The 21509-nt window shown below is 67.0% G+C and carries 17 protein-coding genes and 6 pseudogenes; 8 read left to right on the forward strand and 15 right to left on the reverse strand.

The genetic code is table 11. The features are described from left to right. Positions 1-9: 9 nt before the first annotated feature. The 6 genes and pseudogenes from BLW27_RS21615 to BLW27_RS02135 all read right to left on the reverse strand — a co-directional run. Positions 10-1005: pseudogene (locus BLW27_RS21615) on the reverse strand (gamma-glutamyltransferase); the annotation flags it as partial. A 54-nt stretch (positions 1006-1059) separates the two neighbouring features. Continuing rightward, positions 1060-1716 (reverse strand): GntR family transcriptional regulator, encoded by a 657-nt coding sequence (locus tag BLW27_RS02115; RefSeq protein ID WP_089878476.1) that lies wholly within the window; start codon positions 1714-1716, stop codon positions 1060-1062. A 139-nt stretch (positions 1717-1855) separates the two neighbouring features. Then, a complete protein-coding gene (locus BLW27_RS02120; RefSeq protein ID WP_089878478.1) occupies positions 1856-2650 on the reverse strand; it encodes an SDR family NAD(P)-dependent oxidoreductase in 795 nt (264 codons plus the stop codon). Between the two features lie 21 nt (positions 2651-2671). Further along, positions 2672-4195, reverse strand: coding sequence for a tripartite tricarboxylate transporter permease (locus tag BLW27_RS02125; RefSeq protein WP_089878481.1), 1524 nt, complete (start codon positions 4193-4195; stop codon positions 2672-2674). Between the two features lie 10 nt (positions 4196-4205). Further along, on the reverse strand, positions 4206-4748 hold the full coding sequence (locus BLW27_RS02130) for a tripartite tricarboxylate transporter TctB family protein (RefSeq protein ID WP_089878484.1): 543 nt from the start codon (positions 4746-4748) through the stop codon (positions 4206-4208). A 74-nt stretch (positions 4749-4822) separates the two neighbouring features. Beyond that, positions 4823-5764: a tripartite tricarboxylate transporter substrate binding protein gene (locus BLW27_RS02135; protein WP_089878488.1), complete on the reverse strand. Its 942-nt coding sequence runs from the start codon at positions 5762-5764 to the stop codon at positions 4823-4825. A 147-nt stretch (positions 5765-5911) separates the two neighbouring features. On the opposite strand from BLW27_RS02135, the gene BLW27_RS02140 reads away from it, so the two are divergent. From BLW27_RS02140 to BLW27_RS02150, 3 genes are read left to right on the forward strand one after another with little or no spacing between them, the layout of a single operon-like run. Then, on the forward strand, positions 5912-6736 hold the full coding sequence (locus BLW27_RS02140) for an IclR family transcriptional regulator (protein WP_089878491.1): 825 nt from the start codon (positions 5912-5914) through the stop codon (positions 6734-6736). Then, entirely contained in the window at positions 6733-8022 is a 1290-nt protein-coding gene (locus BLW27_RS02145; RefSeq protein WP_089878495.1) for an aspartate aminotransferase family protein, read from the forward strand. Before BLW27_RS02140 ends, BLW27_RS02145 begins: the two co-directional genes overlap by 4 nt. Further along, positions 8019-8957: a phosphotransferase enzyme family protein gene (locus BLW27_RS02150; protein ID WP_089878500.1), complete on the forward strand. Its 939-nt coding sequence runs from the start codon at positions 8019-8021 to the stop codon at positions 8955-8957. Before BLW27_RS02145 ends, BLW27_RS02150 begins: the two co-directional genes overlap by 4 nt. A 101-nt stretch (positions 8958-9058) precedes the next feature. Here the strand turns inward: BLW27_RS02150 and pqqE are convergent. From pqqE to BLW27_RS02185, 7 genes and pseudogenes are all read right to left on the reverse strand, one after another. After that, positions 9059-10168, reverse strand: a pseudogene (pqqE, locus tag BLW27_RS02155) (pyrroloquinoline quinone biosynthesis protein PqqE). A gap of 20 nt (positions 10169-10188) precedes the next feature. Continuing rightward, entirely contained in the window at positions 10189-10464 is a 276-nt protein-coding gene (gene pqqD, locus BLW27_RS02160; protein ID WP_089878503.1) for a pyrroloquinoline quinone biosynthesis peptide chaperone PqqD, read from the reverse strand. After that, positions 10464-11227: pseudogene (gene pqqC, locus BLW27_RS02165) on the reverse strand (pyrroloquinoline-quinone synthase PqqC). The gene pqqD and the pseudogene pqqC overlap by 1 nt, the downstream one beginning before the upstream one ends. Continuing rightward, a pseudogene (locus BLW27_RS02170) lies at positions 11224-11792 on the reverse strand (MBL fold metallo-hydrolase). Before BLW27_RS02170 ends, pqqC begins: the two co-directional pseudogenes overlap by 4 nt. 24 nt (positions 11793-11816) lie before the next feature. Further along, the gene (gene pqqA / locus BLW27_RS02175) at positions 11817-11915 is read right to left on the reverse strand and encodes a pyrroloquinoline quinone precursor peptide PqqA (RefSeq protein ID WP_089878506.1); all 99 of its coding nucleotides are present in this window, start codon (positions 11913-11915) and stop codon (positions 11817-11819) included. 123 nt (positions 11916-12038) lie between these two features. Further along, on the reverse strand, positions 12039-12710 hold the full coding sequence (locus tag BLW27_RS02180) for a response regulator transcription factor (RefSeq protein ID WP_089878509.1): 672 nt from the start codon (positions 12708-12710) through the stop codon (positions 12039-12041). Beyond that, positions 12707-14296: a sensor histidine kinase gene (locus BLW27_RS02185; RefSeq protein ID WP_245710742.1), complete on the reverse strand. Its 1590-nt coding sequence runs from the start codon at positions 14294-14296 to the stop codon at positions 12707-12709. The genes BLW27_RS02180 and BLW27_RS02185 overlap by 4 nt, the downstream gene beginning before the upstream one ends. Before the next feature lie 175 nt (positions 14297-14471). On the opposite strand from BLW27_RS02185, the gene BLW27_RS02190 reads away from it, so the two are divergent. Then, positions 14472-14684 carry a hypothetical protein gene (locus BLW27_RS02190; protein WP_089878513.1) on the forward strand — a complete coding sequence of 71 codons (213 nt, stop codon included), beginning with the start codon at positions 14472-14474 and terminating at the stop codon, positions 14682-14684. Between the two features lie 7 nt (positions 14685-14691). Here the strand turns inward: BLW27_RS02190 and BLW27_RS02195 are convergent, their stop codons facing one another. Together BLW27_RS02195 and BLW27_RS02200 are read right to left on the reverse strand one after the other, a co-directional pair. Continuing rightward, positions 14692-15480 (reverse strand): ABC transporter permease, encoded by a 789-nt coding sequence (locus BLW27_RS02195; RefSeq protein ID WP_089878518.1) that lies wholly within the window; start codon positions 15478-15480, stop codon positions 14692-14694. Continuing rightward, positions 15477-16201 (reverse strand): annotated as a pseudogene (locus BLW27_RS02200) (ABC transporter ATP-binding protein). Before BLW27_RS02200 ends, BLW27_RS02195 begins: the two are co-directional and overlap by 4 nt. Positions 16202-16446: 245 nt before the next feature. On the opposite strand from BLW27_RS02200, the pseudogene gfa reads away from it, so the two are divergent. The 4 genes and pseudogenes from gfa (at position 16447) to BLW27_RS02220 (ending at position 21448) form a co-directional block, all read left to right on the forward strand. After that, a pseudogene (gfa, locus tag BLW27_RS02205) lies at positions 16447-17076 on the forward strand (S-(hydroxymethyl)glutathione synthase). 217 nt (positions 17077-17293) lie between these two features. Continuing rightward, positions 17294-18019, forward strand: coding sequence for a LuxR C-terminal-related transcriptional regulator (locus tag BLW27_RS02210; protein ID WP_089878520.1), 726 nt, complete (start codon positions 17294-17296; stop codon positions 18017-18019). A 4-nt stretch (positions 18020-18023) separates the two neighbouring features. Continuing rightward, positions 18024-19190 carry an FIST N-terminal domain-containing protein gene (locus BLW27_RS02215; protein ID WP_089878522.1) on the forward strand — a complete coding sequence of 389 codons (1167 nt, stop codon included), beginning with the start codon at positions 18024-18026 and terminating at the stop codon, positions 19188-19190. Beyond that, positions 19187-21448, forward strand: coding sequence for an ATP-binding response regulator (locus BLW27_RS02220; RefSeq protein ID WP_089878524.1), 2262 nt, complete (start codon positions 19187-19189; stop codon positions 21446-21448). The genes BLW27_RS02215 and BLW27_RS02220 overlap by 4 nt, the downstream gene beginning before the upstream one ends. Positions 21449-21509: the final 61 nt, after the last annotated feature.

Genomic DNA, 21509 nt, shown 5'->3' on the forward strand with positions numbered 1-21509 from the left:
GATCAGCGACACCGCCAGCCGGTCCTTGTCGACCACGGTGATGTAGACCGTGTCGCGGTGCAGCGCCTCGGCGGGGCGGGGCGCGGCGGTGCCGGCCTTCTTCGGGTCGATCTGCGCCGCCAGCCTGTCGGCCAGCGCGTCCGACAGCAGCGTCTCATCGTAGGGACGGCCGGAGACGGGGTCGCTCGGGAACATGTTGCGCACGCCGTAGGCGAGGCGCGTCGCCTCGGTCTGGAGGTGGATGCGCGCGGCGCTGTCGGGTGCGAGGCCCGCGATGTCGAACCGTTCGAGGATGGCGGCGATCAGCTGCGCTGTGTCGCCTTGGGTGTTGGGCGGCAGCTCGACCAGGTCGTGGCCGCGATAGCCGCGTCGCACCGGGTCGACCGGCGTGGCGGTGGTGTTGGCGAAATCTTCGGCGCGGTGAAGGCCGCCATGGGCGCGCAGCGTGACGACGATGTCCTCCATGATCTCGCCGCGGTAGAACGCTTCGGCGCCGTCGGGGGCGATGAGCCTCAGGGCGGCGGCCTGCGGAGCCGAGGCGAAGCGGCTGCCGGCCTTGTAGGGCTTGCCGCCATCCGTGAAATGCGTGCGCCCCGGGCCGATCAGCCGGTCGCCGAAGGTGGCCCAGTCCAGCGCGGTGCGGTGATAGACGGGAATGCCGTTCTCCGCGTGGTGGATGGCCGGTGCCAGCACCTCGGCGAGGCTCATCTTGCCGCGGGTGCTCACCAGCCGGTCGAACGCGTCCACGGCGCCGGGTACGGTTACGCCGTGGGAGGAATCCAGCCGGATCGTGTCGTGCCCCTGCTCGCGCAGGCGCGCCGCGTCCAGCGCCGCCGGCGCGCGGCCCGAGCCGTTCAGGCCGGACACCGATCCGGTCGCCGGGTCGTGGATGATGGCGAAGACGTCGCCGCCGAGGCCGGTCATCGGCGGCTCGCAGATGCCCAGGACCACGGCGCCCGCCACGGCCGCGTCGACCGCGTTGCCCCCTGCGCGCAGGATATCCAGCGCGGCCGGGGCCCTGGTAGTCGTGCATCGTCAGTCTTCCTTTCCCGCAAAGAGCTAGGTTCCGTTGCGTTCCTGGGCCAGCGGCAGAAGTTCCTGAAGGCTCAGGTAGTTGTGACCCACATGCTCGATCATCAGGGCGCGCGCGTTGGCGGCGTCACCGTCGAGGATGGCCTCGGCGATGGCGCTGTGCTGCCGGTGCGGCACGGTCAGGTCGATGAGGTCGCTGTCGAAGATGAATCCGATCGCGCTGTAGGGGCTGACCTTGATCCGGGTCTCGCGCGCGAGCGCGGTGATCATCCAGTTGCGCGCACCGCTGTGGATCAGGGCGTGAAATTCGTCGTCGATCTCCTGCGCCTCGGGGCCGTTGCCCGCGTCGCAGACCTGGCGCGAGATCTCCATCAGCGCCTTGACGCGCAGCCTTCGCGCCTCGCTCAGCCGTTGCGCCGCGTATGAGGCGCACAGCCCCTCGATCTCGCCCATCGCCTCGAAGGCCTCGCTCAGCTCGTTCTCGCTCATCCGGCGCACGATGGCCGAGCGGCGCGGCCGAAGCTGGACAAGCCCCGAACTGGACAATTTCTGGATCGCCTCGCGGATGGGCATACGCGAAACGTCGAGTTTCTCAGCGAGCGACTGCTCGTCCAGCCGGTCGCCCGGCCGCAAGGTGCCGCGAACGATCATTTCGGCAATGCTTTTGCTGATCCCTTTTTCCAATCCGCGCCTCCTCTGGTTGCCGCAAGGGAAACAGCACTTTGTGCGGGTCAAGAATATTGTATACGATTTTTTTCGTATCGCACACGAAGCACCCGCCGCATGCGCTAGCAACTGGCGCTGCTTCGGCCCCTAGGCCCTGTCAGTCTTCGGAAAAGGCGATGGTCGGGACGTCGACCACGGTCGCGCCGCCATCGACGGTCAGGACGGCGCCGGTGATCATCGCCGCCTCGTCCGAGCACAGGAAGGCGGCCGCGCTGGCCACGTCGTCCGCCGCGGCCGGCCGGCCCAGCGGCACGTCGCGAGTCACCAGCGCGTAGGCCTCGTCGACCGAAGCCAGCCCGCGCCGCTGCATCAGCTCCGCCATTTCGCTGTCGGCCATCTCGGTACGAACCCAGCCCGGGCAGATCGTGTTGCAGCGCACGCCCTTGGGCCCGTAGTCGCGGGTGATGGACTTCGCCAGCCCGATCAGCGCGTGCTTCATCGTGACGTAGCCGCAGGCCTCGGGCCCGGCGGCAAGGCCAGCGATCGACGACATCATCAGGATGTTGCCGCGTCGCGCGATAAGGTCGGGCAGGGCGGCGCGCGCGGTCACTATCGCCGTGTTCAGGTTCGCCTGCACCGAGGCATTCCAGTCCTCGTCGCTGTTGTCCTGCAACGTGCCGAAGCCGAAGCCGCCGGCATTGCAAACCAGCACGTCCAGCGGGCCGAGGCGGTCGTGGATGCGCGCCAGCGCGTCGGCCACCTGCCCGGACGAGGCGGCATCGGCCGGCACCGCCAGTCCGCCGATGGCGTCCGCCGCGGCCTTCAGCGGCTCGGCGCGCCGGCCCATCAGCGCGACCCGCGCGCCTTCGGATGCGAACCTGCGGGCCATCGCGGCGCCGATGCCGGTGCCGGCGCCGGTGATCAGAACGGTCTTGTCGGTGTAGCGCGCCATGGTCTCGTCGCTCCCTGTGTGTCAGCGTTGCTGCGTGTCGTGGCTGTCGTGGTCGCGTTCGCTCTCGGGCAGCCGGCTGCGCCGTTCGCGGATCACGCCCCAGACGTGGAAGCCGATCAGCAGCACGATCGCCACGGCGAGCCCCGCGGCGATCGGCCGGTCCACGAAATCCAGCGGCTCGCGCACCCGCGCCATGGCCGAACGCAGCTTGACCTCCATGATGCCGCCCAGGACCATGCCCAGGATGATCGGCACGACCGGCAGGTTCTGCCGCTTCAGCACCAGCCCCAGCATTCCGAATCCGGCCGCCATCACGCAATCGGTGACCGAGTTGCGCAGCGAATAGACCCCCACGAAGGACAGCGTCAGGATGATCATCCCGAGGAACCGCGTCGGTATGCGGATGATCCGCGTCAGGGCGTTCGACGAGAACCCGATGAACACCACGACGATGACGTTCAGCAGCAGCATCGCCGCGAACAGCGCGTAGATGAAGTCGAGTTGGTCGCGGAACAGCGCCGGGCCGGGCACCACGTTGTGCACGTAGAAGACCGACAGCATCATCGCGGTCAGCGCCTCGCCGGGGATGCCCAGCGCCAGGAGCGGGATCATCGCGGCGGCGGGCACCGCGTTGTTGGCGGATTCGGACGCGACGAGGCCTTCTTCGCTGCCCTTGCCGAACAATTCCGGGGTCTTCGAGGTCTTCTGCGCGTGAGTGTAGCTGAGGAACTGGGCCGTGAACTCTCCGACGCCGGGGATCATGCCCATCATCACGCCGATGCCCGACCCGACCCCGGCGATGCGCTTGAACCGGAAGACCCGAAGCATCGCGGTGAACATGTTGCCGTCGATGCGCTGACTGTCCGGCGACTGGTCCGGCTGCGACAACAGCAGGAAAGCCTGGCTCAGCGCAAAGAGGCCCAGCACGACGACGATCAGGTCGAAACCCGACTGCAGCGCGTCCAGACCGAAGGTGAAGCGCTGGGTGTAGCGCACCGGCTCCAACCCGACGGTGCCGAGGAAGATGCCGAAGGCCGCCAGCGATCCGGCGGCGAAGGTCTGCCCGCGATGGGCGATGACGACCAGGACGATCCCCAGAAGTGCTGCCAGGAATATCTCGCGCGAGCCGAAGAGCGGCGCGATCTTGGCCAGCAGCGGCGACAGCAGGATCAGCGCGGCGATCGACAGCACGCCGCTGACGAAGGACGCGCCGTAGGCCAGCCCCAGTGCGTGCAGTGCCTTGCCCTGGCGGGTCATCGGGTAGCCGTCATAGGTGGTCAGCGCGTTCACCGCGGTGCCGGGCGTGTTGATCAGGATCGCCGGAAGCGAGCCGCCGTACATCGACGATCCGTAGATGCCCAGAAGCATGGTCAGCCCGACCAGCGGGTCCATCGAGAAGGTCGCCGGCAACAGGATTGCGATGGCGACCGCCGGTCCGACCCCGGGGATCGCGCCGATGATGACGCCACCGACGGAACCGACCAGCAGCGCCAGCAGGATCTGGGGGGTTGCCAGCAACCCCAGTCCGGACAGGAAGACTTCCATGCGCGCGGCCTCAGAAATAGGTCATGATGAAGGTGCGCGCCGGCCCGGACGGCAGCAGGTCATACACCGCTCCCGCGGGGATGCTGACCTGCAGCATCGACTTGAACAGCACCACCACGAAGACCGCCACGCCCAGGGCCGCAAGGCTCCAGTTCAGGCCGCGGTAGCCCAGCCGCCATGTCAGCAGAAGCGTGAAGAGGATGGTCGCGGGCAGGTATCCCAGCCAGGGAACGACCGAGACGTAGACCATGAACCACAGCACGTATTCCAGCGCCTTGACCCACTCCGCGACCTCCTGCCAGCGACCCTCGATCCTCTCGGAGACCAGCGCGCCCACCAGGTGCAGCGTCGAGAAGACGACCATGGTGACCACGGCGACGGTCGGCCAGAAGGCGGGCTGCGCGAAGGTCTGCACGCGGGCGACCCAAGTCGTCTGGGACGGCAGGTTCGCCAGCAGGAACAGCGAAAACAGCAGCGACAGGGCGGCGACGAACATGTCGCCGGGCCGCCGGTAACGCTTGAACAGGTCCTGAAGCGTCTTGCTGCGCACCATTTGCCGTCTTCCTTCCACCGGCCGTCTGCAAACGAAGGGCGCGCGCAGCCCTATGCCGCGCGCGCCCCAGTGGCTTATTCCTCGAGAAGGGTGGTGATCCGGTCGAGCGCGGCGGCGTCGGACTCGATGCGCTCGGCCGCCTCCTCGGCGCCGATCCAGTAGATCAGCGCGCCGGTCTCCGCCGCGATCTCCTGGGCCCGATCCGAGTTCATCACCCGCTCGGCCACGTCAGCGATCTTGGTGCGCACGCCCTCGGGCGTATCCTTGTGCACGAACAGCCCGTTCCACAGGCTGGCGCTCAACTCGGGTACCAGCTCGCCAACCGTCGGCACGTCGGGGGTCAGCGGGATGCGCCGCTCGCCGATCGTGACCAGCACGGTGACGTCGTCGATGCACGGCAGGATGGACTGCAGGTTGGTGTTGATCACGTCCGCGTCGCCCGAAGCCAGCGTGTTGCAGTCCAGCGCGTCGAAGGCCGTATCGGCGGCGTATTCCATGCCCTGTACCTTCGCCATGCCAAGCGTGACCTGCGTCGGCACGAGGAACGAGCCGAAATGGCCCAGCACGACGGGATTGTCCTGCGCATGCTCCACCAGTCCGTCGATGTCCGAGAACGGCTGCGACTTGAGCGAGGCCAGGACGAAGGGATAGGTCAGGAAGATCCCGACCGGCTCGAACGGGTTGGGGTCGAGCGCGGGGATGCCGACCATCGGGCCGACCACGGGAACGTCGATCACAAAAGAGCCGATCGTATAGCCGTCCGCCGGGGCCATGGCGACTTCGGCGGCGCCGGGAAACGGTCCGCCGCCGCCGCCGGGCTTGTTCACGACTGCCGTGGGTACCCCGTAGGTCTCCTGGAATTCCTCGGCGATCAGGCGCGTGAAGACGTCCTCGAGGTCGCCCGGCGGAAAGGGCACGACGAAGCTGACGGGTTTCTCGGGATATTCGGCAAGGGCAATGCCGGGCAGGGCGGTCGCGGCAAGCGCGAGGGCGGCCATGGTCTGGAACGACTTCATCGGAGATCTCCTGTTGGCGCTCGTTTTTTCTTGAGTGTCAATATTTGACACTCTATGGTCAAAAATGATGGGTCCGCGCCACGGTGCTTGTCAAGAATTGCATTGGACGCGGGACGTTTTTGTTTGCCTCCGCGCAAGGGGTCTGCCGTGGGAACGATCACCAAGGCGTTGCGACTGCTGTCGCATTTTTCATCCGACCGGGCCGAGATCGGCTTGGCCAGCTTCGTGCGGCTCAGCGGTGGCGACAAGGCGACCGTGCGGCGCCACCTGGTCGAGTTGGAGAAGAACGGCTTTCTCGAACAGAATCCCGAGACGCGCAGCTATCGCCTTGGCCCAGCGCTGCTGCGTCTGGCGTCGGTGCGCGAAAAGCACTTCCCGATCCGCGCCGCGATCGTACCGGTCGTGGACGACATGGCCGCGCATCTGGGCGAGCTGGTCCATGCCTCGCTGTGGCAGGGAGACGTGATGTCGCCGCTCTACCATGCCGACGTCTCGCGTCACGGCCTGCGAGTGATCTTCGACGAGGCCGAGCTTCTGCCGCTGCACGCGACCGCGTCCGGGCTGGCGATGCTGGCCTTCGGCCCCGAGGGCATCGCGGACACTGTTCTGGGCGCCGATCTTGCGTCCTACACCCCCAGCACGGTCATCGCGCGTTCCGACCTGCAGCACCTGATCGAAACCTGCCGCGCCGCCGGCCAAAGCTGCTCGGACGAATTCTTCACCAAGGGCGTGATCTCGTTTGGGATGCCTTTCTTCGGCCCTGCCGGCGACGCGATCGGCACGCTGGCCGTGGCCTATCCGCGCTCGCGCCAGACACCGTCGCTCGAGGCGCGGGTGATCGCGGCGCTGCGCGACGGCTGCCGCACGATCACGCGGGCCTGCGGCGGCACGGTGCCGCCCGCGCTGGCCGAGATCTGGGACCGCGACCTGGCCGGTCCGGGCCAACCGCACGACAGGGGATCCGCTGCATGACCAGAAGCACCGGCAAGATGCTGGCCGATCGCGCGCGCCTTTTGGGGCCGAACGTCTCGACCTTCTACGAAGACCCGGTGCACTTCGTGAAGGGCGAGGGCGTCTGGCTGTGGGACGCTGACGGGCGCCGCTACCTCGACTGCTACAACAACGTGCCCCATGTCGGGCACTGCAACCCGCGCGTGGTCGAGGCGATCTGCCGGCAGGCGGGCACGCTCAACACCCACACGCGCTACCTGCACGACATGATCCTCGACTATGTCGAACGGCTGACCGCGACGATGGACGTCGCGCTGGAATCGGCGATCCTGACCTGCACCGGGTCCGAGGCGAACGACATCGCCCTGCGCATGGCCGAGGGCATGACCGGCAAGCGCGGCATCATCGCCACCGACGCGACCTATCACGGCAACACCGCGCTGGTCTCGCAGCTCAGCCGGTCCAACGTGCCGCGCGTGGGCTTCGGGCTGGAGGGCTACGTCCGCTTCGTCGACGCGCCCGACAGCTATCGCAATCCCGATCCCGACGGCACGCTGTTCGCGCAATCGGTCGCCCGCCAGATCGCCGCGCACGAGGAGGCGGGCACCGGCTTTGCCGCGCTGATCGTCTGCCCGTATTTCCTGAACGAGGGCTTTCCCGACCATCCCGACGGTTGGCTGAAACCCGTGGCCGAGGTGGTGCGCGAGGCCGGCGGCCTGCTGATCTGCGACGAGGTGCAGTCGGGCTTCGGCCGGACGGGCACGCATTTCTGGGCGCACCAGAAGATGGGGATCGTGCCGGACATCGTGACGCTGGGCAAACCCATGGGGAACGGCCATCCGGTGGGCGGCGTCGTCACCCGGTCCGAGATCCTCGCCACCTTCCGAAAGGGCTATCGCTATTTCAACACCTTCGGCGGCAACCCCGTGTCCTGCGCCGCCGCGCTGGCTGTCTTGGACGAGATCGAGGCCGAAGGGCTGGTGGAGAACGCGCGCAAGGTCGGCCTCTACGCTGGCGAGCAGCTGGAACGCCTGCGCGACAAGCACGAGGTGATCGGCGACATCCGCGGCTCGGGGCTGATCTTCGGGGCGGAAATGGTGCTCGACCGCGACTCGCGCGAGCCCGCCAGCGACTTCACCGACCGGATCATCAACGCGATGCGTCACCGGGGCATCATCCATTCCAAGCTGGGCCGCCACAAGAACACGCTGAAGATACGCCCGCCGATGCCGTTCTCGCGCGAGAATGCCGATCTCCTGTTCGACACGCTCGACGCGGTCCTGGCCGAGACGCCGCTGCACCCATGAGCGATGTGGTCGACAAGGCGCTGTCCCTGTGGGGGATGGCGGGGGCGCATAACCGCCTGATCGCCGCGCGCGAAAACAGCGTGTTCCGCGTGGACCACGGCGGAGTCTCATTCGCCCTGCGCCTGCACCGGCAAGGCTACCGCAGCGACGCCGAGCTCTGGTCCGAACTGGAGTGGATGGCGGCGGTGGCCCAAGGCGGCCTGCTGGTGCCGTCGCCGGTCCGCTCGGCCTCGGGGCATCTGCTGGAAGATGTGAGCGGCGTCCAGGTCGACATGCTGTCCTGGCTGCCGGGGCAGCCGCTGGGCGAGTCCGGTCTTCTGGACGATCCGCAGGCGCGCCGCGACGTCTTCAGCCGGATCGGGCACGAGATGGCGCGGCTGCACGCGATCTCGGACAAGTGGAAGGCGCCCGAGGGGTTCACCCGCTGTGCCTGGGATCGCGACGGCTTGCTGGGCGCCGATCCGCTCTGGGGCCGGTTCTGGGACAATCCGGCGCTCTCCGAAGGGGAGCGCACGCTGTTCCGACGTGTACGAGACGAGGCCGACCGGCGTCTTGAGAGCATCGAGGACGGGCTCGACTATGGCCTGATCCACGCCGATCTCGTGCGGGAGAACGTCATGGTCGACGGAAGCCGCGTGCAGCTGATCGACTTCGACGATTCCGGCTATGGCTTCAGGCTCTTCGACCTGGCGACGACGCTGGTGAAGTTCACCGACGCGCCGGATTATCCGGCGCTGCGCCACGCGCTGGTCGAGGGCTATCGTTCCCAACGGGGCATCGATACGACGCACCTGGATTTCTTCGTGCTGTTGCGCGCGTTGACCTATGTCGGCTGGATCATCGACCGCATGCACGAAGGCGGCGCGAGCGAGCGCAATACCCGCTACCTAGGAGCCGCGCGCGCGCTGGCGGATCAAGTCCTCGGGATTCGGTAACGGGCGCATCCAAAGTGTCGTTGGACGAAGGGTTCGCCTAGGCCTCCGACTATTTCGCATTCGCGCGGTCTTTCGCGAAGCCCTGTCGCAGACCGTCGCTGCTAACCGCCTGAGCCGAGCTTTCGGTACGTCATCAGCTCGGCCGTGGAGACGCGTTCGGCGGGTGCGGCGACGGCCTGATCATCGGCCTCGTGGGCCTCGCTTTCCGCCCGTTCCTTCAGCCATGCATGATGCTCGGATTTCGTGCAGACCGGATCGGTGGCCGTGGCATTGCCCAGCAAGGCGAAGGTCTGGCAGCGGCAGCCGCCGAAATCCTTGGTCTTGCGGTCGCAGGACCGGCACGGCTCTTCCATCCAGTCGGTCCCGCGATAGGCGTTGAAGGCGCGTCCGTTGTACCAGATGTCCGATAGTGAGCCGTCCTGCACGCAGTCGAATTGCAGGTGAGGGATGGTCTGCGCGGCGTGGCACGGCAGGACCAGCCCCTCGGGCGTGATGTTCAGCCCGGTGCTGCCCCAACCGCCCATGCAGCGTTTCGGAAAATCCTCGTGATAATCCGCCGGCACGTAATCGATCACCAGCGTACCCTTCAGTGCCGCGCGCGCCTCGGCCACGATGCGGGTGGCTTCCTATGCCTGCGCGCGGGTGGGCATCAGGGCGGCGCGGTTCTTCAGGGCCCAGCCGTGGAACTGGACGGTCGCCGCCTCGATCCGGCGCGCGCCCATCTCGACGGCCATCTCGAGCGCGCGCGGCAACTGGTGCAGGTTGTGCCGGTGCAGCACCGCGTTGAGCGTGAGCGGAAAGCCGATGGCGCCGATCCATTCCGCCACCTGCATCTTGCGGGCGAAGCCGCCCCTGTAGCCGCCGACGGCGTCGGCCATCCCGGCGGTGGTGCCTTGCAGCGAAAGCTGGACATGATCCAGCCCCGCCTCGTCCAGTTCTTCGAGGCGGCGGCGGGTCAGCCCGATGCCGGAGGTAATGAGATTGGTGTAAAGGCCCGCCTCGCGGGCAGCAGCCACGAGCTAGGTCAGGTCGCGGCGGGAAGCGGGTTCGCCCCCCGAGAGGTGAAGTTGCAGGACGCCAAGATCGGCCGCCTCTCGAAAGACGCGCGTCCAGGTCTGCGTGTCGAGTTCTTGCGCCTGCCGCGTCAGCTCGACGGGGTTCGAGCAGTAGGGACACGACAGCGGGCAGCGATGGGTGAGTTCGGCAAGCATCGCGACAGGGGGCTGGATCGTCACGGGGCGATCTCCAGAAAGCGGCGGGCGCGCAGCGCGTTCAGGAAGCCCGCGCTGTCCTCGGCAATCTGGCTAGCCGGTGCATCGTATCTTGCGGCGAGCGACGCGGTGATCTCGCCGAAGCTGCGGATGCCGTCGACCTCGGCCAGGACGGCGTGTCCCACCATGTCGAGCGTGATGGCCCTTTCCGGGGCCAGAAGCACCCAGGTGTCGCGTACCCTGTCGTGGTGCAGGCGGACGCCGCGTGGCAGAACAGGGATCTCGGCAGGCTGCATCACGAAGCCAGCCGCTGTCGAAGACCCGTGCCCGGCTGCCATGCGCCGGGCGGGATGCGCCCCGGCTCGACATAGGCGCCCCACAGAGCGTCGAGCTGGGACCAGAGCACGTCGGTCTTGAAGGTCAGCGCCCCCGCCGCCGCGTCCTGCCGTTCCGCCGTGTCAGCGTGGTCGAGCACCCACGCCAGCTTGAAGGCCACGTCCTTCGGCGCCTCGGTCAGCCGGTTGCGGAAGTAAGACAGCGCGCTGTCATCGGCGAAGGCATAATTCCGCAACAGCCCTCGATCCTGTTTGCGTGGATCTTCGGCGCGAAAAGCTCAGTCAGCGATGAGGCCACCGCCTCCAGTAGCGTCTTTTCGCGGACGTATCTGACATAGGCATCGACGGCGAAGCGCGTGGTGGGCAGAACCCCGTCGCACGAGGCGACGTAGTCCGGGTCGAGCCCGACCGCCTCGGCCAGCCGCAGCCACCGGCGAATGCCGCCCTCGTTCTCGTCCGTGCCGTCATGGTCCTCGATCCGCGAGCGCCAGGCGCGGCGCAGCGCCGGGTCGTCCACGCGGCTCATGAAGGCGGCGTCCTTCTTGGGGATCGAATGCTGGTAGTAATAGCGGTTGATGACCCAGGCCCGCACCTCGTCCGGTGTGCAGCCACCGCCGTGCAGCCGATCGTGAAAGGGGTGCAGATCGTGATAGCGTTCGGCCCCGATCCGGCGCAGGCGGGCCTCGAATTCGTCGCGGGACTGGGGGGTTCGCTGTGGGCTCATGCCGTCATCTCCATGCCATCGCGTCCGACGATCCAGCCGGCGGCCTCGGCTTCGGCGCGTTGCTCCGAGTCCGGGCGCAGGACGGGGTTGGTGTTGTTCATGTGGACAAAGACCTTTCGGCCGATCGTCATGTCCGCGAAGGACGCGATCGAGCCGTCTGCGCCCGAGATCGACATGTGCCCCATGCGCTGCCCGGTCTTCTGTCCCAGCCCGGCGCGGATCATCTCGTCGTCCTGCCAGAGCGTGCCGTCGAAGAAGAGCAGATCGGCGCCTTCCAGTCGCGCGCGCAGGTCATCGGTCAGAACGGCGCAGCCCGGCACGTATTCGGCGCGCTTGCCGCCCGACCGGAGCGAAACGCCCACGGTCGTCTCGCCGATCAGCCCGGTTTCCACGGCGAGGCGTTGAGGATCGCCCAATCCGCCTCGTTCGCGGTGACCGCCAGTGAGGATTGCGTCTGTTGCGGTATCCGCCCCTCGCGGGCAAGACGGCAATTCTCGCAGCCGCAATTCCACTGCGGCAGACCACCGCCCGCCGCAGCTCCGAGTATGTGCGCGCGAAGCGTCATGTCGATGATCCGCGCGCCATCCGATCAGAACAGGACGTCGCGTCCTTCCTCGCTGTCCGGGCCGTACATGTTGATTTCCATGCCGCATTCGATTTCGCGGGCGACGGGCTTCGACCATGCCATTTCTGGATCTCCTCCAATGGATATCAGTCCTTGGATGCTGGCATGCGACAGCCATTCCGGGCGATTCTTATTTTGTGAGAGCGGCACCGACTTCAGTCGGTGGCGGCCCGCTCATCGTAGAAATCAGTCGATCTTCGGCGCTTGCCCGTCGAGGCGAAAACCCTTGTTGCGCTGCGTCAGGATGGCGAATCCGAAGTCCTGCCCGGCAAGCTTCTTGCGCAGGTAGCCGATATAGACGTCCACGACATTCTCGGTGCCGGAGCCCTCGCGCGCCCAGAGCGTATCGAAGATCTCGCTGCGCGGCAGCGGGCGCTCGGCGTTCCGGGCCAGCAAGAGCAACAGGTCCGCCTCCCGTTCGGTCAGGACGGCGACGCGGTCGCCGCAGCGAAGCGTCCGCTCGGCCGTGTCGAACCGGGCCACGGGATGGGCGCGGGCGCGCATTTCCTGCACGCGGAGGCGCGCAACGAGTTCGTCGAAGGAAAAGGGTTTGACCACGTAATCGTCGGCGCCGGCCTCCAGGCCGGCCGTCCGGTGCTCGACCTCGGACAGCGCGGAAAGCATCAGGATCGGAAGCGCGGCACCGGCCCTGCGCGCGTCGCGAACTAGGTCGATACCGCTGTCGGCGCCCAGCATCACGTCGACGATCGCGGCGGCAAGACCGTCGTCGGCCAGCCGGGCCAGCGCACGGTCGGCGCGGTTCTCGGTCTCGGTCAGGTAGCCGCGCAGCGTCAGGCCCCGGGCAAGTGCCGAGGTTATGTCGGGGTCGTCGTCTACGATGAGGAGCCGGCCGGTCATGGCTGGAATCTAACGCGCGGCGCGGGGCATGCGAACCGATACTTCGGTCCCCGGTGCGGGGCTAGGGCCACATCGCGCGGCACGGGGCTTCGGACCGCGATGCTGCCGCCCTGCGCTTCGATCACCCACTTCGCCAGCGCAAGGCCGATGCCGAACCCGCTTTGATTCCCACTGCCCTGCGCGAACCGCTCGAACACCCGGACCTGCTGCGCGGTGGCGATCCCGGGCCGGTTGTCGATGACGCCGATCCGGACGGTCTCGTCGACTTCGACTCTCATGCGGATCTGACCTCCATCGCGGGCGTGGTGGATCGCTTTACGGACGAGGCCCGCCAGCACCTGCCGCAGCCAGTTCGGGTCGCCCGCCACGCTGGCCGAAGGCACCGCGTCATCGACGCCGAGTACGATCCCGGCGCTGTCGCATTCGGGACCCACCTCGTCGACCACCTCCGCGATCAGGTCCGGCAGTGGTACCGGGCAGATGTCCAGCCGCAGCTCGCCCGTGTCGGACCGGGCGACGCGCAGCAGATCGTCGATGCGGCGGTTCAGGCGGGCGGCACGGGTCTCGATCGTGGCGAAGGCTTCGCGGCTTTCGGGATTGGCCTGCCGGCCGATCTGCGCCTCCATCAGGATGACGGTCAGCGGGGTGCGCAACTCGTGGCTGATGTCGGCGAAGAGGCGGCGGCGCGTCTCGTCCACCCGTTCCAGCCGGGCGTTGGCGTCACGCAGTTCCCGTGTGCGCCGATCGACCGTATCGTTGAGGCGCGACCACTCGGCCTGCACGGCCTGCTGGCGCCGGGCCAGCGCCTGCGCCATGCGGTCGGTCTCGGCGTAGAGCAGGCCGATCTCGTCGTGGCGCGTGTCGGGCAGGGCGATGGCGAAATCCTCCTGCCCGATTTGCCGCGCGGCCAGCCTGAGCCGGTCGAGCCGCCGGATCTGCGACCGGATCAGGCCGAAATAGAAGGCCAGCACCATGACCAGCGCCAGCGCGGCCATCACGATGGCAAGCGCCGACAGCGTGCCTCGCAGCCGTTCGACCCGTTGCAGCGCCTCGCGGCGCAACAGGGCTTCGGTGTTCACGGCCTGGTTCAGCAGCGGGTCGAAGCTGGACGCGAAACTTTCGAGATACGCGCGCAGGCCGTCGGGTTCCTGCCCCGGGCGGGCCAGACCGCGCACCGTGCTGTCGAGCAGCGCGCGCATCCGCGCGAGGCCCAACGACTGGGTGCCGTACCGCGACTGCTGGTCGAGGCCGCCGTGCTCGGCGGCTTCGACTGCGCGTACCAGATCGGCCTCGAGCTGTTCGAACGTGGCGTGGATGTTCTGGACCACCGGCGCGCTGCGCTCGGCGCGGGCGTCCGGCGGCAATCCCGACTGCACCGCTTCGGTCGCGATCACGAGGAAGGTCGAGACCTGGGTCGACAGGATCGCGTAGCGCGACATGCGGACCTCGGCGGCCAGGGCGGTATCGATTCCGTTCGCGACGCGCGCCATGCCGACGTACAGAGTCATCGCGGTCAGCACCGTGCCGGCGGTCAGCAGCGCCGCGCCGGTGGCAAGGCGCGCCCGAAGCGACAGGCGCGGCCTCATCCGGCTGACCCGCTTCGTCCGGCGCCCGCTGCGCGCGCAGAACGGCGTTCAGGGTTGAAAAATCGGGCGGCGATTCATGTCATCGGCTGGGAACAGGGGAAACGTTGGCCGGATGACGCGCGCCTGCCGTAGCCGGGAGTTTGTCACCAGGGGACATGTTGGACTGGAGAATTGCATGGTAGAACTGCTTTTCGTGACCTGCATGGCCGGTGGGCCGGCTACCTCGGAGCATTGCCGGGAACGCAGCCTCGTCTTCACCGAAGCGACGCCGACGACCTGCATGATGCACGCCCAGCCCCACCTGGCCGAATGGGTGGTGAACCATGCCGGTCACCGCATCCAGAGCTGGACGTGCCAGGTCGTGGTACCGGGCGAGCGCGAGGCCTGACACGGCCTCAGCCCTTGCGCTTCATGAGGCCGCGCGCCGGATCGTAGCCCCAGAACGCGACGAGCGAGAAGACGACCGACGCCAGCAGCACCCACAGCAGCGCCTCGGCGTTGAACCGGGTGTAGAGCGCGAAGCGGATCAGCTCGACCACGTGGGTGAACGGGTTGATCGCACAGAGGTCATGCAGGAGCGGCGAGCTTTCCCGCATCTTCCACAGCGGGTAGAGCGCCGAGGAGAGGAAGAACATCGGGAAGATGACGAAGTTCATCACCCCGGCGAAGTTCTCGAGCTGGCTGACGAAGCTGGACAGCACCAGCCCCAGCGCGCCCAGCATGATCCCGCCCAGGAACAGCGCCGGCAGGACGGCGACGTAGCCCCAGCCGGGCATGGTGATGCCGAACAGCGCCGCGATGCCGAGGAAGGCGTAGACCTGCAGCACCGAGATCGCGCTAGAGGCAACGAGCCGCGAGAACAGCAGCCACCAGCGCGGCAGCGGGCTGGTCAGAAGCAGGCGCATCGACCCCATGTTGCGGTCGTAAACCAGCGAGAGCGAGCTTTGCATCCCGTTGAACAGCAGGATCATCGCGCAGAGGCCGGGGACGATGTAGGTCTCGTAGGTGATGTAGGTCTGGTAGGGCGGGATGATCGACACGCCGAGCGCTGCGCGAAAGCCCGCGGCGAAGATCAGCAGCCACACGAGCGGCCGCACGAGCGCCGACAGGAACCGTTCGCGCTGGTGGACGAAGCGCAGGAATTCGCGGCCGACGATGGCGCGCAGGGCCACGAGCCAGGTCATACCGGCGTTCCCGTGCGGCTCAGGAACCAGTCCGACAGGGGCTGGTCGCCGCGGATCTCGCCGGTTTCGCCGCCGGCCAGGATCTCTCCGCGATGCAGGACGAGCAGGCGGTCGCTGTCGCGCACCTCGTCTGTCAGGTGCGTCGCCCACAGCACGCAAAGCCCGTCGTTCCGGGCGAGGTCGTGAACGTGCGCGGTGATGCCGGCGCGCGCGGCGGCGTCGAGGCCGACCGTCGGTTCGTCCAGCAGCAGGACCTGCGGCTTGTGCAGCAGGGCGCGGGCCAGCTCGGTCCGGCGGCGGTGGCCGCCGTTCAGCGCGCGAACCTTCTCGTCGGCGCGTTCGAGCATGTCGAGGCGGGCCAGCGCGGCCTCGATCTGTGCCGGGACCACGCGGCGGGGCAGGCCGTGCAGCGCCGCGAAGTATGACAGGTTCTGGCGCACGCTGAGGTCGAGGTCGAGCGTCGGCTGCTGGAAGACGACGCCGAGATCGGCCAGCGCCTTGCGCGGGGCCCGGCGCAGGTCGCGTGCCCGGCGACCGAGATGCGACCCTCGGGCGAAACCAGAAGCCGCGTCAGCAGCGAGACCAGCGTCGACTTTCCCGCTCCGTTTGGCCCCAGCAATGCGCAGAAACGCCCCGGCGCCAAGTCGAACGAAACGCCCTTGAGCGCCTCCTTGGCACCGTGGCGGAACTTGAGGTTTTCCACGTGCAGGCCGGGGGGCATCGGTGGGCTCGGATCTGGAACGGAACAAAGGCGAGGATGGAGGGGGGGGCGTGCCGGATGCAAGCGGCGCGCGCCCGCCGCCGGGCCGACTTTCGGAGGTATCCTGGCACGGGATGCGCGGGGAAGGAAAGCGCCCGGCGCTCGCGGCGCCTAAGACTAAGCGCTGAATTGTCGGAACGCTGCCGTCTTGGGAGAATGATCCCGGGCGCCACGCGGAAGAGGCGCCGACAACGGGAGGAACGACCATGGGACTACTGGACATCTTCTCCAGAAGCGACGCAGGCAAGGCCGCTGCGCCGAAGTACACGCATGTCAAGATTCACCCCCAGGTGGACAACGGCATCCCGCCGAAAAAGCCCGGCTTCAGCGGCGGCACGCTGAAGTGCAAGTGCACCAGCAGCCCCGTGGTCGTGGAGGTCGATGCGCAGACGGCGCACAATCACGTCTGCGGCAGCACCAAGTGCTGGAAGCCGAAGGGCGCGATATTCAGCCAGATCGCGGTCGTCCCGCGCGACAAGGTCCATGTGAAGGAAAACGCCGAGAAGCTGCACGTCGTGGATCCGTCGGCCGCGATTCAGCGTCACGCCTGCCGGGATTGCGGCGTGCACATGCTGGGCCGGATCGAGGACACCAACCATCCGTTTCACGGGCTCGACTTCGTGCACACCGAACTGTCCCCGCAAAAGGGCTGAGCGGCACCGACCTTCGCGGCCTTCGTGTCCTCGATCATCGAATCTCGTGTCGAGCCATCCCGGATGGATGAAATCCGCGGTCGCCTGACGGAGCTGGGGCTAGAACCCTATGATTGCCTTTCGCCGCCGCTGATTGACGTGATCGCGAAGCATGTGGCCAAGCAAAAAGCCGCCGCTGCCTGAGCGACCGAGGGCGGACCCGTATACGACCGGCGAAGATGTTGCTGTGACCGAAGTCGCGGCCTTGCGCAAAGGCCGCAGGCGCCGCCGCGTCGTACGCGCCCGCGCGCCTTGGACGATGTTCCGCGCCCCGGGGCGGCAAGGACAGGCCGAGGCTGTAATGCGTCACTGTTGCAATACATCCCAGCTTGGATAGCCTTCCCGCAGGGGAGGAACTGAAATGCAACATTTCAAGGTGAACGGGCCAACCGAGTCGATCTCGTCCGTCCTGATCGTTGACGATCACCCGCTCTACAGCGATGCCTTGGCGGGTGCTCTGGAAGGCGTGTTCCGTCCGTGCCGGATCGAGAAGGTCGGCTCTCTTGGTGCCGCCATCGAGGCGCTGGATGCCGGATTCGAGCCGGACCTGATCATGTTCGATCTGAAGCTTCCCGACGTGAACGGCATCTCCGGCTTCGTCGCGCTCAGGGCCCGCGTGCCGGACACGCCGATCCTGGTGATATCGTCCCTGACCTCGCGAACGCTGGTCGAGGCGCTGATGCAGAAAGGCTGTGCCGGGTTCTTGCCGAAAGATGCGCCGGTCGAGGAGCTCCAGACCGTGCTGGCCGAGATCGCCAAGGGTCGTAAGCACGTGCCGAGCGACTACCGGAGCAAGGCGCCGATCGGTGTTCAGGACAGCGCACCTGAAAACGTGCATCAGAACCTGGCGTCGTTGACGCCTCAGCAGCAGAAGGTCATGCAGCTGATCTGTGACGGTAAGCCGAACAAGCAGATCGCCTACGAGCTGGACTTGGCCGAGGCCACGGTGAAGGCGCACATCACGGCGTTGCTGCGGCGGTTAGGCGTGCGGAACCGCACCCAGGCCGCTCTGATGGTCGAGGCCACGCGCCAGGAGGCGTTCGGCGGCGAGGAGGAGCCGGAAGCCCGCAGCTTCCTGAGACGATAGGCCGATGCGCGATGCCGAATATGACGACGGTTGCCCGCGCCATGTGAGCGTGGCGCAGTCGTTCTCGCGCGACGCGGAGACCGCCGCACGCGAAGCCTGTGCGCAGATCGATCCCGGGGACGTCTGCTTCGTCCTGGCCTTCGTTCCGGACGGTCTGGATTGCGATGTGCTTGCCGGGGCGCTTGGCCGTGAGCTGGACGGAGTGCCCGTGTTCGGGTGCACGACGGCAGGGCAGATCACGGCCGACGGCTACCAGAACGAGGCGCTGCTGCTGATCGGTTTCCGCCGGGAACACTTCCGCTGCGCGTCGACGCTCATCGAGCCGCTCAAGCCGCTGTCGATCGCCGCGATCATGGAACAGGTGCGCGAGGCGAATACGCGGTTCACGCATACGGCGGGCTGGAGCCGACTGGCCCTGGTCTTTGCCGACGGGCTGTCCAAGCAGGAGGATCTTCTGGCCTCGGTCCTGGAAACGATGCTGGAGGGCACTCCCGTCTTCGGCGGCTCGGCCGCTGACGGACTGAACTTCCGGCGCACCCGCATCCTTCGGAACGGCGCTTTCCACGACAACGCCGCGCTGTTGCTGCTGATCGAGACGAACCTGCGCTACCAGGGGCTCAGCTTCGACCACTTCCTGCCGGAGGGGCGCGAGCTGGTGATCACCGCCGCCAATACCGAAGAGCGCCTGGTCCATGAGATCAACGGCGCCTCTGCGGCGCAGGAATTCGCGCGTCTGGTCGGATGCGCGGTCGAGGACCTGTCACCCCAGGTTTTCGCCGAGAACCCGATGCTGGTCCGCCACAACGGCAACCACTATGTCCGCGCGGTCAGCGACGTGCGCGAGGCACAGACGCTGTCCTTCCTCGCCGCCATCGACGAGGGACTGGTCATGGTTCTGGGGCGCGGGAAGGCGATCATCGAGACGCTGGACTTCGAACTCGACGCGCGCGACCCGGCGGGCGAGAAACCGGATTTCATCCTGGGATTCGACTGTGTCCTGCGCCGGCTGGAAATCGAACAGAAACAGCTTGGCGCCGCGGCCAGCGAGGTATTCCGCAGACGGCGTGTCTTCGGCTTCAACACGTATGGCGAGCAGCATTGCGGGATGCACATGAACCAGACCTTCGTGGGCGTCGCCTTCTTCGATCCCGACAGGAGCCGGTTGCATTGAGCCTGATCGACCCAACGGAACCGATGGAGGTCCAGCTCGCGCGGCAGGGCAAGATCATCGAGGCACTAGTTCGGCGGGCAACGCGCGAGAACGACGTTGGTCAGAACGCCTACAGCGCGTTTCAATCCGCGATGGAGTTGCAGACGCGGGTCGCCGCCCGCGACCGGGATCTGGCCCGTGCGACGACCGAACTGGAAAGCGTGCGGGTCGAGCGCGAACGCACGCGCAAGAACCTCGACCAGGCGCTTTCGGCGATGGGCGAAGGCTTCGCGCTGTTCGCAAATGCGCAGCTGGACGTCTGCAACGACCTGTTCCTGAACCTGCTGCCCGACATCTCAGGCCGCGTGGTGCAGGGCATCGCGCTGTCCGATTACGTCGACCTCGTGAACCAAAGCCGGCACGTCGTGTCCATCGACCGGCGGATCGAGCCGGTCGAAGACGGCGTACCGTCGCTGTCCTCCGTGCTCGAGCTGACAGATGACCGCTGGTACCAGGTCGCGATGCAGCGCACATCGCCCGACAGCATGGTCCTGCTGCTGACCGAGATCACCGCCATCGTGCGGCGGAACCGCTCCGAGAAGGAGCACCTGATCGACAAGCAGGCCGCCTACCTCCAAGCGATGTTCGAGAACATGACCTCGGGGATGTGCAGCTTTTCCGCGGCGGGCGATCTGGTCATCCACAACAAGCGGTTCCGCCAGATGACCGGGCTTTCCTTCACCGCGCTGCAGAAGAGGATCACGCTCACCCAGCTTCTGCGGTTGCTTTCCAGCAGGGGCTACATCGCCGAAGGGCCGCTGCAGCAAGTCGATGCCTGGCGCGTCGAGCTGACGCGGGAAGGACACCTGCGCCGCCAGGTGCGCAACCATTCAGGCGAGGTCTTCGATCTGCAAGCCAACATGCTGCCCGACGGCGGTTTCCTGATCGAGCTGAAGGACATCACGCTGGAGATCCGCGCAACCGAGACGCTGGAAGGCAGGGTGAAGGAGCGCACTCTGGAGTTGACCAGGACCAACGAGCGCCTGACCCAGCAATACGAGGCCAAGGCCCGCGTCGAGGAAGAGCTGCGCCTTGCCAAAGAGCGTGCCGAGGCGGCGGTGTCGTCGAAGACGCGGTTCCTCGCGGCGGCGAGCCACGACCTGCTGCAGCCGATCAATGCCGCCAAACTGCTGATCGCGACGCTTCGGCAGAATGCCGACGGAACCGATTTCGCGCCGATGATCGACCGGCTGAAAGGCGCGTTCTCGTCGATGGAGCAGCTACTGCGCGCGCTGCTGGACATCTCGCGGCTCGACAGCGCCGAGCAGGACGCGGTCAACCCGGCGGTGCTTTGCCTCGGGCACGTCATGCAGACGGTGTTCGAGGATCAGATGCCGCTGGCGCAGGAAAGGGGTGTCGATCTGCGGATGGTGCCCTGCATGGCCGAGGTGCGCTCTGACCCGGTCTATCTGCGTCGTTCTGTTCAGAACCTTGTCGTGAACGCGATCCAGTATTCGCGACCGGGCGGGCGCGTGTTGCTGGGCTGCCGCCGCAGCGAAGACCGGGTCGTGCTGCAGGTCTGGGACACCGGGATCGGCATCGGCGAAGCCGACCAGAGTCGCATCTTCGACGAATTCGCCCGCGCCGGGAACGTGCCGGCCGGATCGGGGGTTGGACTGGGTCTGTCGATCGTCGAGCGCACTTGCCGGCACCTGGGTCATCGCCTGTGGATGTCCTCGGAAATCGGCGTCGGATCCGTCTTCTGCATCGAATTTGAAACCGTCGGCCGCGCCGAACCTGCCAGGGACGACCTGCAGCCGCCGACGGTTTCCGGCAATTTCCTGGCGGAACATATCGCGATGGTGGTCGAGAACGACGAGGACGTGCTCTTCGCGACGACGCAGACGCTTCAGGCCTGGGGGGCGGCGGTGCTGGCAGCGAGATCCACCGACGAGGCGTTGCGCCACGTGCGCGACATAAGCATGCCGCCGGACATCGTGCTGGTCGACTACCAGCTCGACAACGGCGACACCGGCCTTGACGCGATCCGGCGCATCCGCGCCGCGACGCACACGCACGTGCCCGCCATCATGATCACGGCGGACCGCCGCGAGGCCCTGCTGCGCGCCGGCAGCGAAGAGGATTTCGTGGTGATGACCAAGCCCGTCCGGCTGTCGCGCCTGCGGCCCCTGATCGAGTGGAAGCTCAGCGAAAGTGCCGCAGCGATTGCGCCGAAAGTCGACGGTGACACCGGGGATCGAGTCCCTAGAGTCGACTGAGGGAGGAACCATTCAATGCGAAACGCTCTGACTGCGACGGCTGTCGCGCTGTGCCTGGCGA

This window comes from Citreimonas salinaria (assembly GCF_900107235.1).
GTDB lineage: Bacteria > Pseudomonadota > Alphaproteobacteria > Rhodobacterales > Rhodobacteraceae > Citreimonas > Citreimonas salinaria.

Excerpts from the sequence above, each read along its gene's own strand:
- BLW27_RS02120 (WP_089878478.1), bottom strand. The coding sequence starts at position 2,650 with ATGGCGCGCTACACCGACAAGACCGTTCTGATCACCGGCGCCGGCACC.
- BLW27_RS02125 (WP_089878481.1), bottom strand. The coding sequence starts at position 4,195 with ATGGAAGTCTTCCTGTCCGGACTGGGGTTGCTGGCAACCCCCCAGATC.
- BLW27_RS02130 (WP_089878484.1), bottom strand. The coding sequence starts at position 4,748 with ATGGTGCGCAGCAAGACGCTTCAGGACCTGTTCAAGCGTTACCGGCGG.
- BLW27_RS02135 (WP_089878488.1), bottom strand. The coding sequence starts at position 5,764 with ATGAAGTCGTTCCAGACCATGGCCGCCCTCGCGCTTGCCGCGACCGCC.
- BLW27_RS02145 (WP_089878495.1), top strand. The coding sequence starts at position 6,733 with ATGACCAGAAGCACCGGCAAGATGCTGGCCGATCGCGCGCGCCTTTTG.
- BLW27_RS02150 (WP_089878500.1), top strand. The coding sequence starts at position 8,019 with ATGAGCGATGTGGTCGACAAGGCGCTGTCCCTGTGGGGGATGGCGGGG.
- pqqD (WP_089878503.1), bottom strand. The coding sequence starts at position 10,464 with ATGCAGCCTGCCGAGATCCCTGTTCTGCCACGCGGCGTCCGCCTGCAC.
- pqqA (WP_089878506.1), bottom strand. The coding sequence starts at position 11,915 with ATGGCATGGTCGAAGCCCGTCGCCCGCGAAATCGAATGCGGCATGGAA.
- BLW27_RS02180 (WP_089878509.1), bottom strand. The coding sequence starts at position 12,710 with ATGACCGGCCGGCTCCTCATCGTAGACGACGACCCCGACATAACCTCG.
- BLW27_RS02185 (WP_245710742.1), bottom strand. The coding sequence starts at position 14,296 with ATGAGGCCGCGCCTGTCGCTTCGGGCGCGCCTTGCCACCGGCGCGGCG.
- BLW27_RS02190 (WP_089878513.1), top strand. The coding sequence starts at position 14,472 with ATGGTAGAACTGCTTTTCGTGACCTGCATGGCCGGTGGGCCGGCTACC.
- BLW27_RS02195 (WP_089878518.1), bottom strand. The coding sequence starts at position 15,480 with ATGACCTGGCTCGTGGCCCTGCGCGCCATCGTCGGCCGCGAATTCCTG.
- BLW27_RS02210 (WP_089878520.1), top strand. The coding sequence starts at position 17,294 with ATGCAACATTTCAAGGTGAACGGGCCAACCGAGTCGATCTCGTCCGTC.
- BLW27_RS02215 (WP_089878522.1), top strand. The coding sequence starts at position 18,024 with ATGCGCGATGCCGAATATGACGACGGTTGCCCGCGCCATGTGAGCGTG.